A 20560-nucleotide genomic window follows, 5' to 3' on the forward strand; every position below is an offset into this window, starting at 1 on the left:
GTCCCATTTGTTATGACCTTGGGCGCCCGTACTTTAGGTGACTCGGCATGTGATGTCAACACCCTCGCCTCATTAGTCTGAACGACCGACAGATCGACTCGAAGATACACGCCGGAGCCGCGTCCCGGCGCGCCACCGCCACCGCATGCGTGTCGCACGATTAGAGTGGTGCCGACCCGCCCCTCACGGAAGAAGGTGCTCAGCGACGTGGTCTCGAGAATCGCCACCGGTTACACGACCGACGCGAAGGGGCGACCGTTTCTCCGTCGCAACTTGCGGCCCGGACTGATCGTCGTCACGATCCTCGCGATCGTCGCCGTCGCGGGATGGGTGTTCGTCGTCTCGAATGACGACGACGAGTCATACCCGACCGACTGCAACATCGCCGATTCGGCGAAACTCGCCCCAGTCAGCAGTTCCGACATGTTGAGCATCGGCCCCGCTCCGTTGTCGACGTTCGGCGTGCGGGTCCTCAACGCTGCGGCCGACCGCGGTTCGGCGCAGTCGGTGAGCGACGACCTGACGTCATTGGGCTACCGCGCCGCCGATCCTCCGTACGCCGACGACACCGTGTACACCAATCGCGATCTGCACTGCGTCGCACAGATCCGTTTCGGGCAGGACGGCCAGGCCGCGGCCGCCGCGGTCTGGTTGGCCGCGCCGTGCGCCCAACTGGTCAACGACGGACGTAAGGGCACCGACGTCGACATCGCGCTCGGCGAGTACTACACGTCGACGCAACCGACCCAGGACGCACAGGCCGCAATCGAGGCGCTCCGCGTCGCCGCTCCCGCCCTCAAACAGTCACCGGTCGACTCGTCCCTGCTCGACGCGGTCCACAACCAGACCTGCTGACCGGCGTCCCCACACACCAGGACTCCCCACACACCAGGACTCGCCGGGCATCAGGACTCGCCGGGCAGGGGGCCTGTCGCGCCGATCTCGTCGAGGACGGCGAAGAAGGCGTCGGCGATCCCCGGAGCCGCCGCGATCGTGGCGTCCCCGTCGCTCGAGCGCGAGTCGGCAGGCGGCAGCACGACGCGCGCACCGGCCTCGGCCGCGACCAGACCGCCCGCCGCCCAGTCCCACGGGCTCAGCCCGTGCTCGATGTGGGCGTCGACCGCACCGGACGCCACCATGCAGAGGTCGAGGGCGCCTGCCCCGATCCGACGAAGGTCCCGCACCCGCGGCAACAGCTGTGCCATGAGCGCACCCTGCTGAGCTCGCCGCTCCGCGTTGTAGGCGAACCCGGTAGCGACGAGAGCGAATGCGACATCGTCGATGGGGTTGGCACGCAACCGGACCGGTTCGCCGATCGGCTCCTGCGCGGTACCTGCGCACGCGTACGCACCGCCGCCGCTCCATGCCCAGTACGTCACCTGCCGCGCGACGTCGACCACTGCGCCCGCCACCGAGCGCCCGTCGACCTGCGCGGCGACCGACACCGCGTACGCAGGCACGCCGTACATGAAGTTGACGGTGCCGTCGATCGGATCGACCACCCAGCGGACTCCGTCCGGAACGTCGACGCTTCCGCCTTCTTCTTCCCCGAGAATCGTCTCGTCTGGGCGCTGGGTCCGCAGGAGCTCACGGATGAGCGTCTCGGTCTCGGTGTCGGCGAGGGTCACCGGATCGGTCGGGGTCGATTTGGCGCTCACCGCCGTCTCGCCCGTGCGTGTCCCGGTGGGAGGGAACAGCTCTGCCCGTCGGGTGCGGACGTGGTGGGCGGCCGCCTCGGCCACGGAGCGGGCGACGGCGGCGAGTTCTGCGGCATGGTCGGAGGAACTGGTCACACAGTGGAGTCTACGGCGGGCCGTCAGTGCCTTAGTGTGGGCGATCAGACAGACTGTTCTGCGAACCGTCTGCCGCCGAACTGCTCTGGGCGAACCGTCAGGTATCGCCGGGACACGCCGGTGTCGGTTCGCTCCCGGCTCCCGCTCACACGAAAGCGAGTCCACCGATGACCGACGCACCGGAAGGCGCAGCGCTCGGGCGCGTACGTTACCTCGGCGCCGACAGCACCCCGTCGCCCGCTCCACATCTGGGTTTCGGCATCGACATCGGCGGTTCGGGAGTGAAGGGTGCGATCGTCGATCTGCGCACCGGCTCATTCGTCGGCGACCGACACCGGGTGGACACGCCGCAGCCCGCGACCCCGGACGCGGTGGCGCGGACGTGCCGCGACATCACCGACAGCTCTGGATGGACGGGCCCCGTCGGACTCACCGTGCCCGGCGTGGTGCGCGACGGCGTCGTCCGATCGGCGGCCAACATCGACGCGTCGTGGGACGGCGCGGACGTCCACGAACTGTTCGGCAGGCACCTCGGCGGGCGTACCGTCGCAGCCCTCAACGACGCCGACGCGGCAGGACTCGCCGAAGTTCGGTTCCGCCACGAACCCGGACTCGACACCGGCACGGTGATACTTCTGACATTCGGCACCGGCATCGGTTCCGCGCTCTTCCACAATGGCGACCTCGTCCCGAACACCGAGTTCGGGCACCTCGAAGTCGGCGGGAAGATCGCCGAGGCGCGGGCGTCGGCGAAGGTCCGCAAAGACCACGGGTGGTCATATCGCAAGTGGTCAGGAAAGGTGTCGCGAGTCCTCGCCCACTACGAGCGGATCTTCTCGCCGACGCTGTTCATCGTCGGCGGCGGGATCAGCCGAAAGGCCGACGTGTGGATCCCGATGTTGACCATCGACACGCCGGTGGTGGCCGCGAACCTGCGCAACACCGCGGGCATAGTAGGCGCTGCGATGGCCGTTGACGAGGGTCTGCGCATGTGAGCTTCGCGGCGACGAGAGTTACAATGGAACACATCGGTCCCGCACCGAAGCCTCTAGCCCCTTCGCCCACGGCGTCACGTCCGGTTTCTGGACGCGAACAGCCGTGCCGCCCGTGAGAACAGTCGAAAGGTTGTACGTGGCAACCACACAGTCACCCGACGCGTCCGTCGAAGCCGTAGGCGAGTCCGCCCCAGCTACGAAGACCCCCGCCAAGAAGGCTCCGGCCAAGCGGGCCCCCGCCAAGAAGGCCGCGGCAAAGAAGGCTCCCGCCAAGAAGGCGGCAGCCAAGAAGGCTCCCGCGAAGAAGGCGGCAGCCAAGAAGACCGCAGGCAAGAAGGCCACGTCGCCCGCCGACGACAACGTCGTCGTCGACGATGATCCCGCAGGTCTCGACGAGGTCGACGACGCCGATATCGATCTGGCCGACGAAGACCTGGTAGTCGACGAGGCGAAGCCCGCGAAGGCCAAAGCCAAAGCCAAAGGAAAGGCCAAGGCCGACGAGGAGCCCAAGTCCGGCGACTTCGTCTGGGACGAGGAAGAGTCCGAAGCCCTCCGCCAGGCCCGCAAGGACGCCGAGCTCACCGCGTCGGCCGACTCGGTCCGCGCCTACCTCAAGCAGATCGGCAAGGTCGCCCTCCTCAACGCCGAGGAGGAGGTCGAACTCGCCAAGCGCATCGAAGCCGGCCTGTTCTCCACCGAGCGCATGCGCCGCATCATGGAGTCGGGCGAGAAGCTGACCGTCGCCCAGCGTCGCGACCTCTCGTGGATCGCGCGTGACGGCAACCGCGCCAAGAACCATCTCCTCGAAGCGAACCTCCGCCTGGTGGTCTCGCTCGCCAAGCGCTACACCGGGCGCGGCATGGCGTTCCTGGATCTCATCCAGGAGGGCAACCTCGGACTGATCCGCGCCGTCGAGAAGTTCGATTACACCAAGGGCTACAAGTTCTCCACGTATGCCACCTGGTGGATCCGTCAGGCGATCACCCGCGCGATGGCCGACCAGGCTCGCACCATCCGCATCCCGGTGCACATGGTGGAGGTCATCAACAAGCTCGGCCGCATCCAGCGAGAACTCCTTCAGGATCTGGGCCGCGAGCCCACCCCGGAAGAGCTCGCCAAGGAGATGGACATCACGCCCGAGAAGGTGCTGGAGATCCAGCAGTACGCGCGTGAGCCGATCTCTCTCGACCAGACGATCGGTGACGAAGGCGACAGCCAGCTCGGTGACTTCATCGAGGACTCCGAGGCCGTGGTCGCGGTCGACGCGGTCAGCTTCACCCTGCTGCAGGATCAACTGCAGGACGTCCTGGACACGTTGTCCGAACGCGAGGCGGGCGTCGTTCGCCTCCGATTCGGACTCACCGACGGACAGCCGCGCACCCTCGACGAGATCGGGCAGGTGTACGGGGTCACCCGTGAACGCATCCGTCAGATCGAGTCGAAGACCATGAGTAAGTTGCGCCACCCCAGCCGTTCGCAAGTCTTGCGCGACTATCTGGACTAGCGCGCCCAACGCTCGACAATCGACGCTCAAGTCAGACGTGCGGTACGACACACCCGGGATTCTCGGGAACAAATGCTCTGCCCCGTACGTCTGACAAGGTGTAGCCATGATGGATCGACAAGGATCTGTCATCTGAAGGGACGGAGGAAGCCATGCCTGACATCGCAACGCCCGACACTGTCGTCTCCACCGGTCTGACTGCCGCCGATCGCTGTGATCGTTGCAGCGCCGCGGCCAAGGTGCGTGCCGAGCTCCCGACGGGCGGAGAGCTCCTCTTCTGCCGTCACCACTACAACGACCACGAGGCGCGCCTCGTCGAGCTCGGCGCAGTGGTGTCGATTTCAGACTGACGCCGCCCCGCGCGGACGACACACGCAGACGACATCAGAAAAGGGAGGCGAGCCGATCATCGGCTCGCCTCCCTTTCTGCGTGCTGCTGTTCCCAGGGTCCCGCTACCTCCAGGTTCGCAAGGCACTGATCCGTTCCTTGAGCTGGTCGGCCGTCGCCATCGCGGTCGGCGGCCCGCCGAGCCGTGTCCGCAACTCGCTGTGGACTGCCGAGTGGGGTTTGCCGGTGCGCTGATTGTGCAGGGCCACGAGCGTGTTGAGTTCTTTACGCAACGCCATCAGGTTCTCGCCGGTGCCGCGTTCGGCGGCGTTCGGCGCCGCGCTGGCCTGATCGGCTTCCCGGACCCGCGCTGTGCTGCGATTGGTGACCTGCTGCGCCTGACGCTGCTGGAGCAGCGTGCGCACCTGGTCTGCGTCGAGGAGCCCTGGCAGACCGAGGTAGTCCGACTCCTCGTCGGAGCCGACGAGCGTCGTCGTGCCGAACGACGACCCGTCGTAGATGACCTGGTCGAGTTCGGCGTCGGCGTGCAGTGATTGGAACGACTTCTCCTCTTCGCCCGGCTCGTCTTTACGCTTGTTCGCGTCGGTGACCAGCGCGTCGTCGAGTCCGTCGGACTCTCGGTGCGGCTTGCCGAGCACGTGGTCACGTTCCGCTTCGAGTTCGCTAGCGAGCTGCAAGAGCACCGGGACCGACGGCAGGAAGACGCTCGCCGTCTCGCCGGGGCGACGCGACCGCACGAAGCGTCCGATCGCCTGCGCGAAGTACAGCGGCGTCGACGCGTTGGTCGCGTAGACGCCGACCGACAGCCGGGGCACGTCGACGCCTTCGGACACCATGCGGACGGCGACCATCCACTCGTCGGTGGAGTTCGCGAACTCTTCGATCCGCGCCGACGACTTCGGGTCGTCGGACAGCACGACGGTCGGCTTGGTTCCGGTGATCGAGTGCAGCAGGTCGGCGTAGTCGCGGGCGTTCTGCTGATCGGTCGCGATCACGAGCCCGCCCGCGTCGGGCACACCGGACTCACGCAGTCGGATCAGCCGCCGGTGCGCGGCGGTGAACACCGCGTAGATCCAGTCGCCGTGCGGGTCGAGCGCGGTACGCCACGCTCGTGCCGTCTGTTCGGCCGACAGCGGCTCTCCCAGGCGCGCGGTGAACTCCTCGCCCGCACTGGTACGCCAACTCGCCTCGCCGGAGTACGCCAGGAACACCACGGGGCGAACGACGCCGTCACGGAGCGCCTCCGAGTAGCCGTAGGAGCTGTCGGCACGTGACCGCTGCCCGCCCCCCGGTTCGGGGTCGTAGGTGACGAACGGGATCGGCGAATCGTCCGACCGGAAGGGGGTTCCGGTGAGCGCGAGACGTCGGGTGGCGTCGCCGAAGGCCTCGCGGATGCCGTCTCCCCACGACTTGGCGTCGCCGCCGTGGTGGATCTCGTCGAGGATCACCAGGGTCCGGTACTGCTCGGTGCGGACGCGGTGCCGGAACGGGTGGGCGGCGACCTGCGCGTAGGTGAGGACGACGCCGTCGAAGTCCGAACTGGTCGACCCCGTGGAGTTGGAGAAGTTCGGGTCGAGCGCGATGCCGTTGCGTGCGGCGGACGCCGCCCACTGGTGCTTGAGATGCTCGGTGGGCGCGACGACGGTGATGCGTTCGATGGAGCGGTCGGCGAGCAGTTCGGCTGCGACGCGGAGGCCGAACGTGGTCTTGCCTGCGCCCGGCGTCGCGACGGCTAGGTAGTCCGTCGGATTCGCCGTCAGATATTTGGTGAGCGCCCGCCGCTGCCACGCGCGCAGCGGCGCCCCCGATGCGATTCGGCGGTCGGTGTCGACATCGGTACTGGTCACCTTGCTCCTGACAGATCGACTGGTGAATTCTCCCCCTGGCATGCGTGACCGACAGCCGGATTTCACGGCTCGCGTCGGGGACGGATGCGGCTTTGATTCTAGCGCCTGGCACCGACGACTTCGCCACGCCATCGGCGGGTCGGTGATCGACCACGCACCCGTCATCGGCCATGCTTGACTCATCAGCACACACGGCACGCCCTACAACGACGACGCCGCCGAGCCACCCGTCGAAGGCTCTGCCGCGTCGACGTCGCCGATCCCGGGGGTGGGCGGGGACGACCCCGAACCACGCCGGCCGATCTTCCGGAGCCTGCCGCGACTGGCGTGGCGGACGACGGTCAAGTGCTACGAGGACTCGATCATCGGGTGGGCGGCGCAGGCCGCGTTCTGGCAGGCGCTGTCGCTGCCTCCGCTGATCCTCGGTGTCCTCGGCAGTATCGGCTACATCGCGGGCTGGTTCGGCCCGGACACGATCGACGTCATCTCCCAGCGCATCATGTCGTTCGCCGAGCGGACGTTCAGCGACCAGGTGGTGACCGATCTCATCGAGCCGACGGTCGACAACGTGCTCAGTCGCGGCCGGGTCACCGTGATGTCGGTGAGCTTCGTGCTGTCTTTGTGGGCAGGCTCGTCGGCGATGTCGTGCTTCGTCTCGTCCATCGTCCACGCGCACGACCAGCACCAGGTACGAAACCCGGTGTGGCAGCGGATCTTCGCCCTGATCATCTACTTGTTCTTCCTGATCATGGCGATCCTCGTGCTACCACTGGTCGCACTCGGTCCGACCTATCTGCAGAACGTGCTGCCCCAGTCCTGGGGGCCTGCGGTCAACGACCTCATCGACTGGGCGTACTTCCCGTTCGTCGGCGTGCTGCTGATCGGCGCACTGTCGGCCCTGTATCGTTTTGCGCTCCCCTATCCCCCGCCGCGACGGCGACTGATCCCCGGAGCCGTGCTCGCGGGCGTGGGATTCTGGTTGGCGAGCTTCGTCTTGCGCTGGTATCTGACGACGCTGGCCAAGACCGGGTACACCTACGGCGCGCTCGCGACACCGATCGCGTTCCTGCTGTTCACGTACTTCCTCGGCTTCGCGATCGTGATGGGCGCCGAGTTCAACTCGGCGTGTCAGGAGTTCTGGCCGAGCCGCCAGGACAGCCCGGTGATGCGCCATTGGGTGACGACGCAGACCACCGAGCTGACGGACACTCTGCGGAACCGCGCCATCACCCGGCGCAGCCCGCGCGAGTGACTACTTCTTCTTCATCTTCTCGTAGATCTTCTTGCACTTCTCGCACACCGGTGAGCCGGGCTTGGCCTGCTTGGTGACCGGGAAGACTTCGCCGCAGAGAGCGACCACATGGCTGCCCATCACGGCGCTCTCGGCGATCTTGTCCTTCTTCACATAGTGAAAGACCTTGGGTGTGTCGTCGTCTTGCTCAGTCCGCTCATCAATGTCGGGGCGTTCGATCGTCTGCGTTGCCATGAAGCCATTGTGACGCACTGTGGAACCATGTGGGTATGGCGCACGACGAATCCGACCCGAATGCTTTTCTGATCACCGGCGCCGAGCAGGATCAGGACGAAGTCTTCCGCGCTCGCAAACGCCGATACCTGATCATGATGAGCATTCGCGTACCTGCGCTGATCATCGCATCCATCGTGTACGCGACGACGCAGAACGGATGGATCGCGTTGGCGATCATCGTCGTGTCGATTCCGATCCCGTGGATCGCCGTGCTCCGCGCCAACGATACGGAACCGCGTCGTCGCGGCGAAGTCCCCGCTTACCACTACGGCCCCCACCGCACGGTCGGACCGCCGGAGCTGTCCGACCGGCCCGCGCCCCGCGATCGATTCGACGACGACCACCGGGTGATCGACGCCACGCCCGACGGGGAATCAGACGCAACGGAATCAGACGCAGGGGAATCAGACGCAGGGGAATCCGGCGCAGGGGAATCCGGCGCAGGGGAATCCGGCGCAGGGGAATCCGGCGACACACGCCCCTAGCCGCCCGTCAGCCCACCGCCCGTCAACCGACTGCCCGTCAGCCGACTGCCCGGGCGGTGTCCGCGCTCCCGCGCCATGCGCCGACGGCCTCGTCGAGCGAGATGCCGAGTGCGTCGCACAGACCGACCACGGTGCCGAATCCCGGGCTGGGGATGCGACCGGCCTCGATCTTGCGCAGCGTCTCCGGCGAGATGCCCGCTCGAGCGGCGATCTCGGTCAGTTCGGTGTCGCCGCGCGCGTCGCGCACGAGCGCCCCGAGGCGACGTCCGGCTTCGATCTGCGCAGGACTCAGCGGTATACGGACCATGTGTCAAGCCTACAGGATCACTGGTATTCTAATACCCGGTATTGAAATACCGGGCTTGAAATGCCTGGGCTTGTCGCTGACGCGTCGAGCCGGTAACCCACGAATGGAGATTTCATGATGGAGTTGAAGACGCCAGCCGAGATCGACGCGATGGCGGTCACCGGCCGCTTCGTCGCCGACGTCCTGACCGACCTGTCGGGCCGCGCCCGCCCCGGGGTCAATCTGCTCGACCTGGAGCAGCGCGCCCGCACGATGATCGCCGAGCGCGGCGCCGTGAGCTGCTACTGGGACTACGCGCCGTCGTTCGGCGACGGCCCGTTCAGGAACGTGATCTGCCTGTCGGTCAACGACGGGGTGCTGCACGGACTCCCCCACGACCACGTCCTGGCCGACGGAGACGTGCTGACGCTCGATTTCGCGGTGACGATCGACGGTTGGTCCGCCGATTCCGCGCTCACTGTCCGCATCGGGGAGGACGACCCTACTCATCCGGATACCCGGCTGATCGACTCGACCGAACGCGCACTCGACGCGGCGATCGCCGCGATGACTCCCGGCGGCCGGCTGGGCGACGTCTCGGCAGCGATCTTCGAGGTCGCCCGCGCCGACGGCTACCGCGTCAACACGGAGTACGGCGGTCACGGCATCGGTCGGACCATGCACGAGGATCCGCATGTGCCGAACCTCGGCCGTGCGGGCCGCGGCCCGCTGTTGCGGCCCGGCATGACGTTGGCGCTGGAACCGTGGTGGTCGGCCGGCACCGAGCGGCTGGCCCGTGACCCCGACGGGTGGACGCTTCGCTCCGCGGACGGATCGATGACCGCTCACTCCGAGCACACGGTCGCGGTCACCGACGACGGCCCGCGCGTCCTCACCGCACGGGGGCACTGACCGCCGGGAACCCTGTCAGCAGAGATCCCCGTCAATAGGGTCCCCGTCAGTAGAGATCCCCGTCAGCAGAGATCCCCGTCAGTAGAGATCCCTCACAGTAGCGATCCCTCACAGCAGTATCGCCGTCAGCAGGGTCGACGTCCCGCCACGCCCCCATCCGACTCACCGCGCGGGCGGCGTCGGGCAGGGTCGCCACGAGTGCCGCCGCCATCTCCGAACGTCGACACGTCGCCCACACGTCGACGCGGACGTCGGCGTCGTGCATCACGTCGAGCAGCACCGCCCAGCGGGCCAGCGCCGCCTCGCCGAGGTCCGACTGCGTGCCGATCCCGGTCACCGTGACAGCCGTGTACGTCCGAGCCAGCCACAGGTAGTCGGCCGTGTTGGTCGGACGCCCGCACAGATCGGCGAAGTCGATCCGCACCGAGCCGTCCATGCCTTCACGCACGAGGAACTCCTGGGACCCCGGTCGCACGGCGCGGGCGGGACCACCGTCGGCGCGCACCCCCATACTCCAGGTGCCCGTATTCCATGTGCCCGAGCCGAACCCGCGCGTGCGCCCAGCGGCAGGGCGGAGATCGTCACCGCCGACCACGACGACCGAGAACATCGCACTGATGAGTTCGATCGTCGGCTCGAACCCGGTGTGAAACAACGGGTTCGGCATCAATTCGGCGGGCTGCCGATTGGAGGTAACCACGATCGTGGTCGCACGCGCGGCCAGTGTGCGCAGCAGCCGGTCCACGAACACCCCGTCGGCCGGGTCGTGCACGGTGAACTCGTCGAGGCACACCACGTCGTACCGCCGCCCCGACCGACTGGTCGCGGCGTCGAGACCAGCCTCCCATCCGCCGCACTGATCGATCTGGCGGTGCAGGTCGGCGAAGAAGCCGTGCAGATGCCTGCGCAGTACTCGCGGGCGGCCCGCGGCCGCGCAGGCGCGCACCCACCAGTCCACGACGGCGGTCTTCCCAGTCCCGGGCGGCCCGACGATGTACAGATTTCCTGTTCCGGTCGGCTTCCCCATGCCGGAGAGTTTCCCTGTGCCGGAGAGTTTCCCTGTGCCGGAGAGCACGGACGCTGTTCTCTCCTGCTCGGGGGTCAGTGTCATGCCGTCGGCGAGAGCCAGAGCGGCGATGTCCCCGACGGACACGCGCGCGGCCTCGCGACGCGTGAACGCTCGTCCCGGTGCGAACCCCATAGAACGAACTCTACGTTTATAGAGTCTGGTTGGATGGAGTCGTGGCCGATCTCACCGAATATCCGGATGTGTCTGATCGCCGTGCCCAGATCGCCGACGCCGCCCTCGACCTCGCCGCGCAGGGTGGCAACCGCGCGGTGACTCACAGCGCCGTCGACCGTCTCCTCGACCTCCCGAAGGGGTCGACCTCGTACTACTTCCGCACCCGCCGAGCCCTCCTGGACGCGGCACTGGCGCATCTCACGGCGACGTCCGGCGCGTCGTTCGAAGCGTCGGCCGGGCCAGGCCCGGCGGACACGGATCCGGCAGCGCTCATCGGCCGCTATCTGCACACTCTGACCACATCGCGCCGGCGAGACGTCCACGCGCGGTTCGCGCTCGCGCCCGACGCCGCGCACGACCACGCTCTCGCCGACTCCCTGCGCGACAGCCTCTTCTCCCGGTCGGGTGCGGTCGCACTGTTCACCGCGTTGGACGCCGCCGACCCCGAGTCCGACGCGGACGACCTCCTCGTCTTCTGCGAAGGCGTCGCGGCGTCCCACCTGTTCAGCGGAACGTCGCCAAGCGCGGCAGCGTTGACGGCGGCGGTGCGTCGACGCTTCGTTCTCACGTCTCAGCAACTTCTCAGTGGGCCGCGGGAACCTTTTCGGAACTGACGGCGTTAGACCAGGTGAACGCACTCGAACAGCGCACTCCAGGAGGTCGTATGTCTCACACGACGATTGCACGCCCGTCCGAAGCACCTGCCGCCCGCACTCGCCCGGCCCTCACCGAACAGGATCTCGACGCACAGTCACCGTCTGCCGACCTGGTCCGCGTCTACCTGAACGGCATCGGCCGTACCGCCCTCCTGAACGCCGAGCAGGAAGTGGAGATCGCCAAGGCGATCGAAGCCGGCCTCTACGCCAAGCATCTGCTGGCGACCAAGAAGCGCCTCACCGCCGCCAAGAAGCGCGATCTGAAGATCATCGCCCGCGAAGGCGAAGCGGCTCGCGCGCACCTCCTGGAAGCGAACCTGCGTCTGGTGGTGTCGCTGGCCAAGCGCTACACCGGCCGCGGCATGCCGCTGCTCGACCTCATCCAGGAAGGCAACCTGGGCCTGATCCGCGCCGCCGAGAAGTTCGATTACGCGAAGGGCTTCAAGTTCTCGACCTACGCGACCTGGTGGATTCGACAGGCGATCAGCCGCGGCATGGCCGACCAGAGCCGCACCATCCGACTCCCCGTCCACCTCGTCGAACAGGTCAACAAGCTCGCCCGAATCCGCCGCGAACTGCACCAGCAGCTCGGCCGTGAGGCGACCGACGACGAACTGGCCGCCGAATCCGGTATCCCGGCAGCCAAGATCGCCGATCTGATGGACCACAGCCGTGATCCGGTGAGCCTGGACATGCCGGTCGGCAACGACGAAGAGGCCCCGCTCGGCGACTTCATCGAAGACTCCGAGGCCACATCCGCCGAGACCACGGTGATCGCCAACCTCCTGCACTCGGACATCCGTTCGGTGCTCGGCACGCTCGACGAGCGTGAGCAGGCGGTCATCACCATGCGGTACGGGCTCGACGACGGCCAGCCGCGAACCCTCGACCAGATCGGGCGCGCATTCGGACTCTCCCGCGAACGCGTCCGCCAGATCGAGCGCGATGTGATGGGCAAGCTCCGCCAGGGCGACCGCGCAGAGAAGCTGCGCTCCTACGCCAGCTGAGCCCGCCCGTTACCCCGAGCGTCCCCGCTATTATCCCAAGCGTCCCCGTTATCCCAAGCGTCTAGGCCCGGTGTCCGCGAGAGTGGGCACCGGGCCCACGTGTATCCGGGCGCCGAGAAGTGCGACGCCGTCCGCCGAGGCGAGCACCGGATCGCAACGGACTTCCCGGACCTCGGGCACCTCGTCGACGAGCGCGGAGATCCGCAGGATCAGATCGATGATCTGGTCGGTGTCCACCGGGTCGTCAACCGGACCACCCGACAACAGCATCGCGGCCTGCGGTTCGGCGATCAGTTCGCGGGCGTCGACCTCGGTCAACGGGACCGCCCGATAGCCGCGGTCGCCGAGCGCGTCGAACAACCGCCCGGAGAGGCCGAAGCTGAGCAGCGGACCGAACGACTCGTTGTCGCTCACCGCGATCGACGTCCCCAGACCCTTCGGCGCCATCTTCTGCACGTGCAGCACGTCATCGCCGGTCAACGACCGCAGTTCGGTGAACGCGGACAGCACCGCTGTCACATCCGGCAGGTCCAAGCGCGCGCCCTCCCGATCCAATCGGCCGATCCAGCTCTCCGACGTCGCCTTCACTGCGACGGGGAACCCGAGTTCACGGGCGGCGGCCGACGCCTCCTGCATGGTCCGTACCTCACGAAACGCGACGACGTCGATTCCGTAGTGCCGCAGCAGGTGCGCTGACTCGACCGCGGTCAGATCCCGCGCGCCGTCGGCCATCGCCTCGCGGACGAACGATCGGGCGTCCTCGGCGACGGTGCCTTCGATCGTCGGGATCTCGGCGGCCGGGCGGGCCTTCCACGCCGCGTACTTCCACGCGTGGGCGAGCGCTTTCGCCGCCCGTTCCGGCGTCGAATAGGAGGGGATGGAGCCGCGCACCGGCATCCGGTCCGGGCCGGGCCGTGAGAGCCCCTCGGGTACGCCCTCGACGGCGAGGAACGTCGTCACGACCGGCTTGTCCGGCACGGATCCGCCGTCCGCGGGCCGGACCGCCTCCATCAGTCCGTGCGCGTAGTCGTCGGCGTCGACCGCGACCGGTGGAACGAAGACGACGATGACGGCGTCGACGGTGTCGTCGGCCATCGCCACGGCGACCGCTTCCGACAGGTCCGGGCGCGACACCGCCGGGCCGAGGTCGACGGTCGCGACGACGTCGAGACCCGACGACCGTGCGGTGGCGGCGGCGAGCGCGGCGATGACCGACGAGTTCCCGATGATCGCGGTCCGCGGCCCCGCCGGCAGCGGCTGATACGCCAGAATCGTTCCGCAGTCGAACAATTCGGTGATCGTCTCCACCTGGATGACGCCTGCCTGGCCGAGGATCATCTGGGCGATCGCGTCGTCGCCGCCGGCCTTGCGCGTTCGCGAGGCCCGGGTCTGGGTCATCGCGCCCCGACCCGATTTGATGGCGACGATCGGTTTGGACGACGCGACGCGGCGGGCGATGCGCCCGAACTTGCGCGGGTTGCCGAAACTCTCCAGATACAGCAGGACGACGTCGGTGCTCTCGTCGCTGTCCCAGTACTGGAGGACGTCGTTTCCGGAGACGTCGGCCCGGTTACCCGCCGACACGAACGTCGACAGACCGAGCTGCCGGTGCGCAGCCGTGTCGAGGATCGCGATGCCCAGTGCGCCCGACTGGCAGAAGAAGCCGACTCGCCCGGCGCCCGGGACGCGGGGCGCGAGCGTCGCGTTCAATGCGATGTCCGCACTGTTGTTCGCCACGCCCAGAGCGTTCGGTCCCACCAGACGCATGCCGTGCGCACGCACCCGCTCAGTGAGCCGACGTTCGCTCTCCAGACCCGCTTCGCCGCTCTCCCCGAACCCGGACGACACGACGACGAGGGTGCGTACGCCTTTGGCGAGACAGTCGCTGAGGACGGCGTCCATACCCGCTGCGGGGACTGCGACGACCGCGAGGTCGACCGGGTCGGGAATGTCCCGGACCGTCGGATAGGCACGGATGCCGCGCACCGACGGCGGCGCGGGTCGGGGTTCACGGGCCGGTCGACGGACCGGCGCACCGAAGTGCGACGACGTCGGCGGCACGACCGGCGGCGTCTCGTTCTCGTCGACGGGCGTCGGTGTGTTCACCGGGAACACCGGTCCGGTGAATCCGGCTGCGATGATGTTCGCGAGGAGCACATTGCCGACCTTCTTCGCGTCGGTGGACGCACCGATCACCGCGATCGACTGCGGGCGCAGCAGGTTGGCGATGCTCCGCGCCTCCGATGCGCGCTCACGCGCGTTGCGGACCGACGTCAACGCCTCGCTCGGGTCGATGAGGAACTCGACGTGCACGGTGCTGCCGTCGAACGCGCGGCTCACCTGGTACCCGGCGTCGCGGAACACCGCGACCATGTTCGGGTTCTCGGAGAGGACTTCGGCTTCGAAACGGGTGAATCCGCTCTCGGCTGCGGCGCCGGCCAGATGTTCGAGGAGGATCGGGCCGAGTCCACGCCCCTGATGGTCGTCGGCGACGACGAACGCGACCTCCGCCGACTCGGGTTTCCCGTCGGCGGCGAGCCCCTCGTACACTCCCATCGCGATGATCTCGTCGCCGAGCATCGCCAGGAATGCGACCCGGTCGTGGTAGTCGATGGTCGTCATCCGGACCACTTCGCGCGGCGGCAGCGTCGGCGTCGGCCCGAAGTAGCGCAGGTAGCGGGTCCGTTCGCTGAGCCCGTTGTGGAATGCGACGAGAGCGTCGGCGTCGGCCGGCACGATCGGTCGCAGGTGCACGACGCCGCCATCGGAGGCGAGGACGTCGGCGACCCAGTCGCGCGGGTAGTCGGTCTCAGTCACGGGGATCCTCCGGGTCGAGGCCGTGCAGGGGAAACACGGCACGGCGAGTGGCGAGAATCGCCTTGTCGGTCTGACGTTGCGCCACTTCGCTGACGCCTTCTGGCGGAGGGGATCCCGTGTCGCCGTCCCACGGCACGTAGTCGATGTCGCCCGCGTCGCCCATCGTCGCTTCCGGCGGCCGGGCGTAGTCGGGGTGCAGATCGGCTTGGGCGGCGTTCGCCGCGGCGATCCATTCCTCGCTGATCGTCGTGGCCGGATCGACGTCGCGGTCGAGTGCCGCACCGATCAGGTGCGTCCACGCGCGCGGGACGACGTTGACGATGCCGTAACCGCCGCCGCCGACCGCGAGCCATCGCCCCTCGCAGTACGTGTCCGCGAGGTCGCGCAGGACGCGCACGGCGGCGGCCTGGCCGTCGACCGTCAACGCGAGATCAGTGAGCGGATCCGCGGCGTGCGAGTCGACTCCGATCTGAGTGACGAGGATCTGCGGTTTGAACGCTGCGATCATCGCAGGCACCACGGCGTGGAAGCCGCGCAGCCACATCCGGTCGGTGATCCCCGGCAACAGCCCGAGGTTGACCGACGACCCTTCGGCCCCCGACTCCCCGACCTCCGTGGACCACCCGGTTCCCGGCCACAGCGTCGCCGGGTGCTGGTGGACCGACACCGTCAGCACACGCGGATCGCCGTAGAACTGCTTCTGGACGCCGTCTCCGTGATGCGCGTCGATGTCGACGTACGCGATCCGGTCGTATCCCTGCTCCAGCAGCCATTCGATGGCGATGGAGCAGTCGTTGTAGATGCAGAACCCGGCGGCGTGTCCGGCCATCGCATGATGCATGCCGCCGCCGATGTTGACGGCGCGGCGCACCGCTCCCGAACTGATCGCCTGCGCTGCGGCCAGAGTGCCGCCGACCAGCATCGACCCGGCTTCGTGCATCGAAGCGAAGATCGGATTGTCGTCGCTGCCCAGACCGAACACCTTCTGGAACAGCGTGCTGTTGGACGCGGCCGCGCCGGAGCCGACGGCACGCACGGCGTCGACATACGCCTGCGTGTGCACCGAGGTCAGAACAGAGTCGTCGACGGGCAGCGGTTCGGTGGTCTCGATCTCGTCCAACACGCCTAGACTCCGAGACAGCGACATGGTCAGCGCCAGCCTGATCGGACTCATGGGATGGGTGTACGCCCACTTGTAGTCGAGGAAATGGTCACTCCAGATGATCGCGGCGCTCACCCCCGCAACGCTAGTCGGTCGCGCGGCGGAGGGTGACGCAACGCGCGGTGAGGCAGGAGTCGGCGCTAGGCAAGGACTTTGGGTAACCTGTGAAGCAGCGAAAGGACGATGGCTGCCGTGAATGATCTGGTCGACACCACCGAGATGTATCTCCGTACGATCTACGATCTCGAAGAAGAGGGAATCGTGCCGCTCCGCGCACGGATCGCCGAGCGATTGGAGCAGAGCGGCCCGACCGTCTCGCAGACAGTCGCCCGCATGGAACGTGACGGACTCGTCCGGGTGGCGGGCGACCGCCACCTCGAACTGACGCAGGCCGGCCGCACTCTGGCGGTCTCGGTGATGCGCAAGCACCGCCTGGCCGAGCGACTCCTGGTCGACGTGATCGGCATGCCGTGGGAGGAAGTCCACGACGAGGCCTGCCGGTGGGAGCATGTGATGAGCGAGAACGTCGAACGACGTCTCCTCGCTGTTCTGGATAACCCGACGACGTCGCCGTACGGCAACCCGATTCCGGGTCTCGCCGAACTCGGTGTCAGCACGCCGTCCAACGACGATGCCGCTCTGGTCCGTCTGGTCGACCTGCCCGAAGGCGAGTCCGCCGTGATCGTCCGCCGCATGTCCGAGCACGCGCAGGCCGACTCCGAGTTGATCGCCGACCTGCGTGAGGCCGGCGTGGTGCCGAACGCGCGCATCTCTGCGACGGTCGGACCGCGTGCGGTCATCATCAGCACACCGGGCCACCAGGGCCTGACCCTGTCCTCGGAGATGGCGCACGCGATCTTCGTCGTCCCCGCCTGACGGCCGCAGGCTCAGCCCGCGGCACGGTGCGTCGCGGGCGGGAATCTGACACCCATCGCTCGCGCGAGATCGAACGCCATGTCGGCGATCCCGCCTAGTTCTTGCGGTCGCATCCCGTGCAGGAGCGCGGTGTCGAGCAGATTCGCGAGCCCGTACGACGGGTCGGCGTCGTGGGCGACGTCGAACGCCGCCGACGCGAACGCTCCGGAACCCTCCATGTAGTGGAGGTGACCGAGAAGTGTCGCGGCCGCGGCCCGCGGCGTCCCCGACAGACGCCGGGTCAGGTCCGTCCACAGCTCCTCTGCCGCGTCCCGGTGGACGGTCATCGACAGTCCGATGGCGGCGTCGCGAACGTGCACCGAGACGAGCGCCTGCGCCAGTTCGTTGAGCTGCTCGCACGTGAACGCGGCGTCGCCGCAGGCTCGTTCGACGACCGCGTCGTACAGTCTCGCCAGTCGCGGTCCGTCGTCGGCGCTCATCGGTCCGGTCCGGGCGGGCGGTGTCACCGCTGCGCATTGCTGACTCTCGCAGTGGTCGACGGGCGTCAGCATCGCCGCGATCTCCGACCTCGAGCGCAGCACGAGTCGGCCGGTCTCGAACGCACGGTGCAGCGCGGCCGGCGACGCCTGTGGGTCCGAGAGCAGCCCGTCGACGGCGAAGTCGTGACCGAACACGGCGGCTGATCGCGGTGACTGCCAGGCGGTCCGCCAGTACGCGCCCGCCCGCACCTCGCCGATCGCGAACGCCGCGGTCAGCCCGCCTGCCTGAGTGAACGCGCGCCGCACATCGCGCGCCGTTCGGCGAAAGCGCTCATCGGACGGCTCGTACCGGTCGTCCACCAGCACCACGATCACCCCGCACGAACCGTAGGAGGACGCCAGGTCGCCGAGTCGGGCGAAGAGCGCTCGCATCGCTGCGGGCGTGCGTCCGCCGGACGTGAACTCCAGGTCGTGACGCATGGTCGCGGTGACCTGTATGCGGTCGTCGAAGCACATGAGCACGATCGACCGTTCCGGTACGAAGCCCAGAAGCGCCGGAACCGCGGCGATCAACGGGTCGGGGTCGGCTACGGCGCGCGATCCCTCGAGGCGGGTTGTGATGGTGATCTTCATGGGCCGACAGTGCTCGCCTCGGCGCGAGCGCGACACCCCTACCCGCCGGTTGTGGACGACGCGGACAGTTGTCCACAGATCCACCAGGCGATTCACACCCGGCGGCACCTGTTCAGTCCGCGAACGCCGTCTCGTAGGCCGCGTCGAACAGTGCCCGCGTCGCCGACCGTTCGGCAGCCGAGAAGTCGTGGCCGGCGAACCGGTTCTGTACGTAGAGGCGTAGGTCCGCGCGCTGAGCGACCATCTCGTACACCCGCGCGTACGGCACACCGTTGCTGCTGAGGGTGCGTCCGCTCACCACGGTGTCGTCGGCGACGGAGCCGATGTTCGTCGTCACCCGGGTGCCGACGGTGCCGCCGAGGACGAAGTCCGAGCACTCACGCAGCCCCGTCACGTAATCGTCGAAGGTGTCCGACGCCCGCGTCAGCATCACGGTCATGGTGCCGCCCGATGCACCGCCCGGGCCCACCCGCACCTGCGCACTCGACGCCTCGACCCGGGAAGGCGTGCAGTCGGCCGGCTGGTTCTGCGACCGCAACGGCGTGAAGGTGATGTCGGCGACAGCATTGGGGACCTGCGCTGCAGGCACCGTGGTCGCCGGCCCGAACGGGAACGCATCGGAGGAGACGGTGCGGGGCGCTAAATCGGGCACGCGGACCGCGTCGCCGTCGACCGAGCACGCGGCCGTCGACAGAGCGATCGCCGCCACCACGACCGCGGCTCGCACTCCAGCCGCCCTGATCAGTCCTGTTCGACCCAGTCCCGTTCCACCCAGTCCTCTCCCACCCAGTCCTGTCCCACGCTGCACGTGTCCACTCTGCCACGTCGTCGTTCCCGCCTTCGGGAATGCCCGATGCGGGTGTCGTGTTGTAGCCGGTGACACCGGTGCGGGACAATGAAGTTCCTGCACCGCGCGTATACCGCCGACCAGGCAGCCGTACCAACAAGAAGGGGGCCACCGATGGATGAGTCTTCGATGGAGCCGAGTTCCCTGTACGACCTCGAGTTCCCCGCGCCCGCCGTGGCCGGTGCCGAAGGCGATGGGCCGGTGTTGATCCACGCGCTCGAAGGATATGCAGACGCCGGGCACGCCGTCACGCTGGCGGCCGCACACCTGCGCGATGCGCTCGACACCGAGTTGGTCGCCACGTTCAACACTGACGAACTGATCGACTACCGCTCGCGCCGCCCGATGATGTCGTTCACCGGCACAGAGTTCGACGGCATCGACATGCCCAAGCTGACCATGCACGCCGTACGCGACAACTCGGGTGCGCCGTTCCTGCTGTTGGAGGGGCTCGAACCCGATATGCGGTGGGAGCAGTTCGTCACCGCGATGACCGCGCTCGCCCAACGGTTCGGCGTCTCGCAGGTCGTCGGCCTCAATTCGATACCGATGGCGGTCCCGCACACGCGACCGGCGTCGGTCACCGCACACGGCAACGACGAAGACGCCATCGTCGGCATGCACACGTGGGGCAACGCGCTGAAGCTGCCCGCGAGTGCGTCGATGCTCTTGGAACTCCGACTGGGCCAGGCCGGGTATCGCACCGCGGGGCTGTCGGCGCACGTGCCGCACTACTTGTCGCAGACCAACTACCCGGCGGCGGCTGCGGCTCTCGTCGAGGGCGTCGTCGCGGTGACCGGTCTGGAACTCCCCGTCGCTGCGCTGGAGAATGCCGCCTCCGAGGTCCGCAAGCAGATCGACGGCGAGGTCGAGTCCAATGCGGAGGTCGCTGCGGTGGTGACCGCGTTGGAGAACCAGTACGACGCCTATATGCGGTCCAAGGACGAGCAGAAGTCCCTGCTGGCGCCCGACGAGTCGATGCCGACCGGCGACGAGATCGGCGCCGAGTTCGAGAAGTTCCTCGCCGAGCACGCTGGCGAGTTCGGCGACACCGATGAAGGACGTGATCAGGCCTGAGCGACACGGCCGCACCGCCCGCGTCCATCGCGCCCACCGACGACGAGGACCTCGCGTTCGAGCG

At 67.8% G+C, this 20560-nt stretch carries 20 protein-coding genes; 11 read left to right on the forward strand and 9 right to left on the reverse strand.

Annotated elements, in window-relative coordinates; genetic code table 11:
• The first annotated feature begins 207 nt into the window (after window positions 1-207).
• On the forward strand, window positions 208-855 hold the full coding sequence (gene cei, locus L5G28_RS11560) for an envelope integrity protein Cei (RefSeq protein WP_237001931.1): 648 nt from the start codon (window positions 208-210) through the stop codon (window positions 853-855).
• Window positions 856-905: 50 nt separating this feature from the next.
• Here the strand turns inward: cei and L5G28_RS11565 are convergent, their stop codons facing one another.
• Entirely contained in the window at window positions 906-1793 is an 888-nt protein-coding gene (locus tag L5G28_RS11565) for an inositol monophosphatase family protein (protein WP_237001677.1), read from the reverse strand.
• Window positions 1794-1960: 167 nt separating this feature from the next.
• Between L5G28_RS11565 and ppgK the strand changes: the two genes are divergently transcribed.
• From ppgK to L5G28_RS11580, 3 genes are all read left to right on the forward strand, one after another.
• Window positions 1961-2788 carry a polyphosphate--glucose phosphotransferase gene (gene ppgK, locus L5G28_RS11570; RefSeq protein ID WP_237001678.1) on the forward strand — a complete coding sequence of 276 codons (828 nt, stop codon included), beginning with the start codon at window positions 1961-1963 and terminating at the stop codon, window positions 2786-2788.
• A 136-nt stretch (window positions 2789-2924) separates the two neighbouring features.
• Window positions 2925-4292 (forward strand): RNA polymerase sigma factor, encoded by a 1368-nt coding sequence (locus L5G28_RS11575; protein ID WP_237001679.1) that lies wholly within the window; start codon window positions 2925-2927, stop codon window positions 4290-4292.
• Between the two features lie 152 nt (window positions 4293-4444).
• A complete protein-coding gene (locus L5G28_RS11580) occupies window positions 4445-4642 on the forward strand; it encodes a DUF7455 domain-containing protein (RefSeq protein ID WP_236997324.1) in 198 nt (65 codons plus the stop codon).
• 103 nt (window positions 4643-4745) lie between these two features.
• Here L5G28_RS11580 and L5G28_RS11585 read toward each other — a convergent pair whose 3' ends face one another.
• Window positions 4746-6488: a DEAD/DEAH box helicase gene (locus L5G28_RS11585; protein ID WP_237001680.1), complete on the reverse strand. Its 1743-nt coding sequence runs from the start codon at window positions 6486-6488 to the stop codon at window positions 4746-4748.
• A gap of 259 nt (window positions 6489-6747) precedes the next feature.
• Between L5G28_RS11585 and L5G28_RS11590 the strand changes: the two genes are divergently transcribed.
• Entirely contained in the window at window positions 6748-7740 is a 993-nt protein-coding gene (locus tag L5G28_RS11590) for a YihY/virulence factor BrkB family protein (RefSeq protein WP_237001932.1), read from the forward strand.
• Here L5G28_RS11590 and L5G28_RS11595 read toward each other — a convergent pair whose 3' ends face one another.
• On the reverse strand, window positions 7741-7974 hold the full coding sequence (locus tag L5G28_RS11595; protein WP_236997326.1) for a DUF3039 domain-containing protein: 234 nt from the start codon (window positions 7972-7974) through the stop codon (window positions 7741-7743). It lies immediately after the preceding gene.
• 35 nt (window positions 7975-8009) lie between these two features.
• Here L5G28_RS11595 and L5G28_RS11600 point away from each other — a divergent pair, with 35 nt between their 5' ends.
• Window positions 8010-8501: a DUF3099 domain-containing protein gene (locus L5G28_RS11600; protein WP_237001681.1), complete on the forward strand. Its 492-nt coding sequence runs from the start codon at window positions 8010-8012 to the stop codon at window positions 8499-8501.
• A 37-nt stretch (window positions 8502-8538) separates the two neighbouring features.
• Here the strand turns inward: L5G28_RS11600 and L5G28_RS11605 are convergent, their stop codons facing one another.
• The gene (locus tag L5G28_RS11605; protein ID WP_237001682.1) at window positions 8539-8808 is read right to left on the reverse strand and encodes a helix-turn-helix domain-containing protein; all 270 of its coding nucleotides are present in this window, start codon (window positions 8806-8808) and stop codon (window positions 8539-8541) included.
• A 114-nt stretch (window positions 8809-8922) separates the two neighbouring features.
• Between L5G28_RS11605 and map the strand changes: the two genes are divergently transcribed.
• The gene (map, locus tag L5G28_RS11610; RefSeq protein WP_237001683.1) at window positions 8923-9699 is read left to right on the forward strand and encodes a type I methionyl aminopeptidase; all 777 of its coding nucleotides are present in this window, start codon (window positions 8923-8925) and stop codon (window positions 9697-9699) included.
• 46 nt (window positions 9700-9745) lie between these two features.
• Here map and zapE read toward each other — a convergent pair whose 3' ends face one another.
• A complete protein-coding gene (gene zapE, locus L5G28_RS11615; RefSeq protein ID WP_237001684.1) occupies window positions 9746-10900 on the reverse strand; it encodes an AFG1/ZapE family ATPase in 1155 nt (384 codons plus the stop codon).
• Between the two features lie 68 nt (window positions 10901-10968).
• On the opposite strand from zapE, the gene L5G28_RS11620 reads away from it, so the two are divergent.
• Both L5G28_RS11620 and L5G28_RS11625 read left to right on the forward strand, forming a co-directional pair.
• Window positions 10969-11556, forward strand: a complete 588-nt coding sequence (locus tag L5G28_RS11620) for a TetR/AcrR family transcriptional regulator (protein ID WP_237001685.1) — start codon at window positions 10969-10971, stop codon at window positions 11554-11556.
• Window positions 11557-11606: 50 nt separating this feature from the next.
• Window positions 11607-12605 carry a sigma-70 family RNA polymerase sigma factor gene (locus L5G28_RS11625; protein WP_237001686.1) on the forward strand — a complete coding sequence of 333 codons (999 nt, stop codon included), beginning with the start codon at window positions 11607-11609 and terminating at the stop codon, window positions 12603-12605.
• Between the two features lie 48 nt (window positions 12606-12653).
• Here L5G28_RS11625 and L5G28_RS11630 read toward each other — a convergent pair whose 3' ends face one another.
• Both L5G28_RS11630 and L5G28_RS11635 read right to left on the reverse strand, forming a co-directional pair.
• Window positions 12654-15422 (reverse strand): bifunctional acetate--CoA ligase family protein/GNAT family N-acetyltransferase, encoded by a 2769-nt coding sequence (locus L5G28_RS11630; protein WP_237001687.1) that lies wholly within the window; start codon window positions 15420-15422, stop codon window positions 12654-12656.
• Window positions 15415-16659 carry an acetoin utilization protein AcuC gene (locus L5G28_RS11635; protein WP_237001688.1) on the reverse strand — a complete coding sequence of 415 codons (1245 nt, stop codon included), beginning with the start codon at window positions 16657-16659 and terminating at the stop codon, window positions 15415-15417. The genes L5G28_RS11630 and L5G28_RS11635 overlap by 8 nt, the downstream gene beginning before the upstream one ends.
• 117 nt (window positions 16660-16776) lie before the next feature.
• Here L5G28_RS11635 and L5G28_RS11640 point away from each other — a divergent pair, with 117 nt between their 5' ends.
• Window positions 16777-17460 (forward strand): iron-dependent transcriptional repressor DtxR, encoded by a 684-nt coding sequence (locus L5G28_RS11640; RefSeq protein WP_236997640.1) that lies wholly within the window; start codon window positions 16777-16779, stop codon window positions 17458-17460.
• Between the two features lie 11 nt (window positions 17461-17471).
• Here L5G28_RS11640 and L5G28_RS11645 read toward each other — a convergent pair whose 3' ends face one another.
• Window positions 17472-18572: a DUF4192 domain-containing protein gene (locus L5G28_RS11645; RefSeq protein ID WP_237001689.1), complete on the reverse strand. Its 1101-nt coding sequence runs from the start codon at window positions 18570-18572 to the stop codon at window positions 17472-17474.
• A 112-nt stretch (window positions 18573-18684) separates the two neighbouring features.
• Window positions 18685-19299 (reverse strand): hypothetical protein, encoded by a 615-nt coding sequence (locus L5G28_RS11650; protein ID WP_237001690.1) that lies wholly within the window; start codon window positions 19297-19299, stop codon window positions 18685-18687.
• A 234-nt stretch (window positions 19300-19533) separates the two neighbouring features.
• Here L5G28_RS11650 and L5G28_RS11655 point away from each other — a divergent pair, with 234 nt between their 5' ends.
• Window positions 19534-20496, forward strand: coding sequence for a proteasome assembly chaperone family protein (locus L5G28_RS11655; RefSeq protein WP_237001691.1), 963 nt, complete (start codon window positions 19534-19536; stop codon window positions 20494-20496).
• Window positions 20497-20560: the final 64 nt, after the last annotated feature.

This window comes from Gordonia liuliyuniae (assembly GCF_021739025.1).
GTDB lineage: Bacteria > Actinomycetota > Actinomycetes > Mycobacteriales > Mycobacteriaceae > Gordonia > Gordonia liuliyuniae.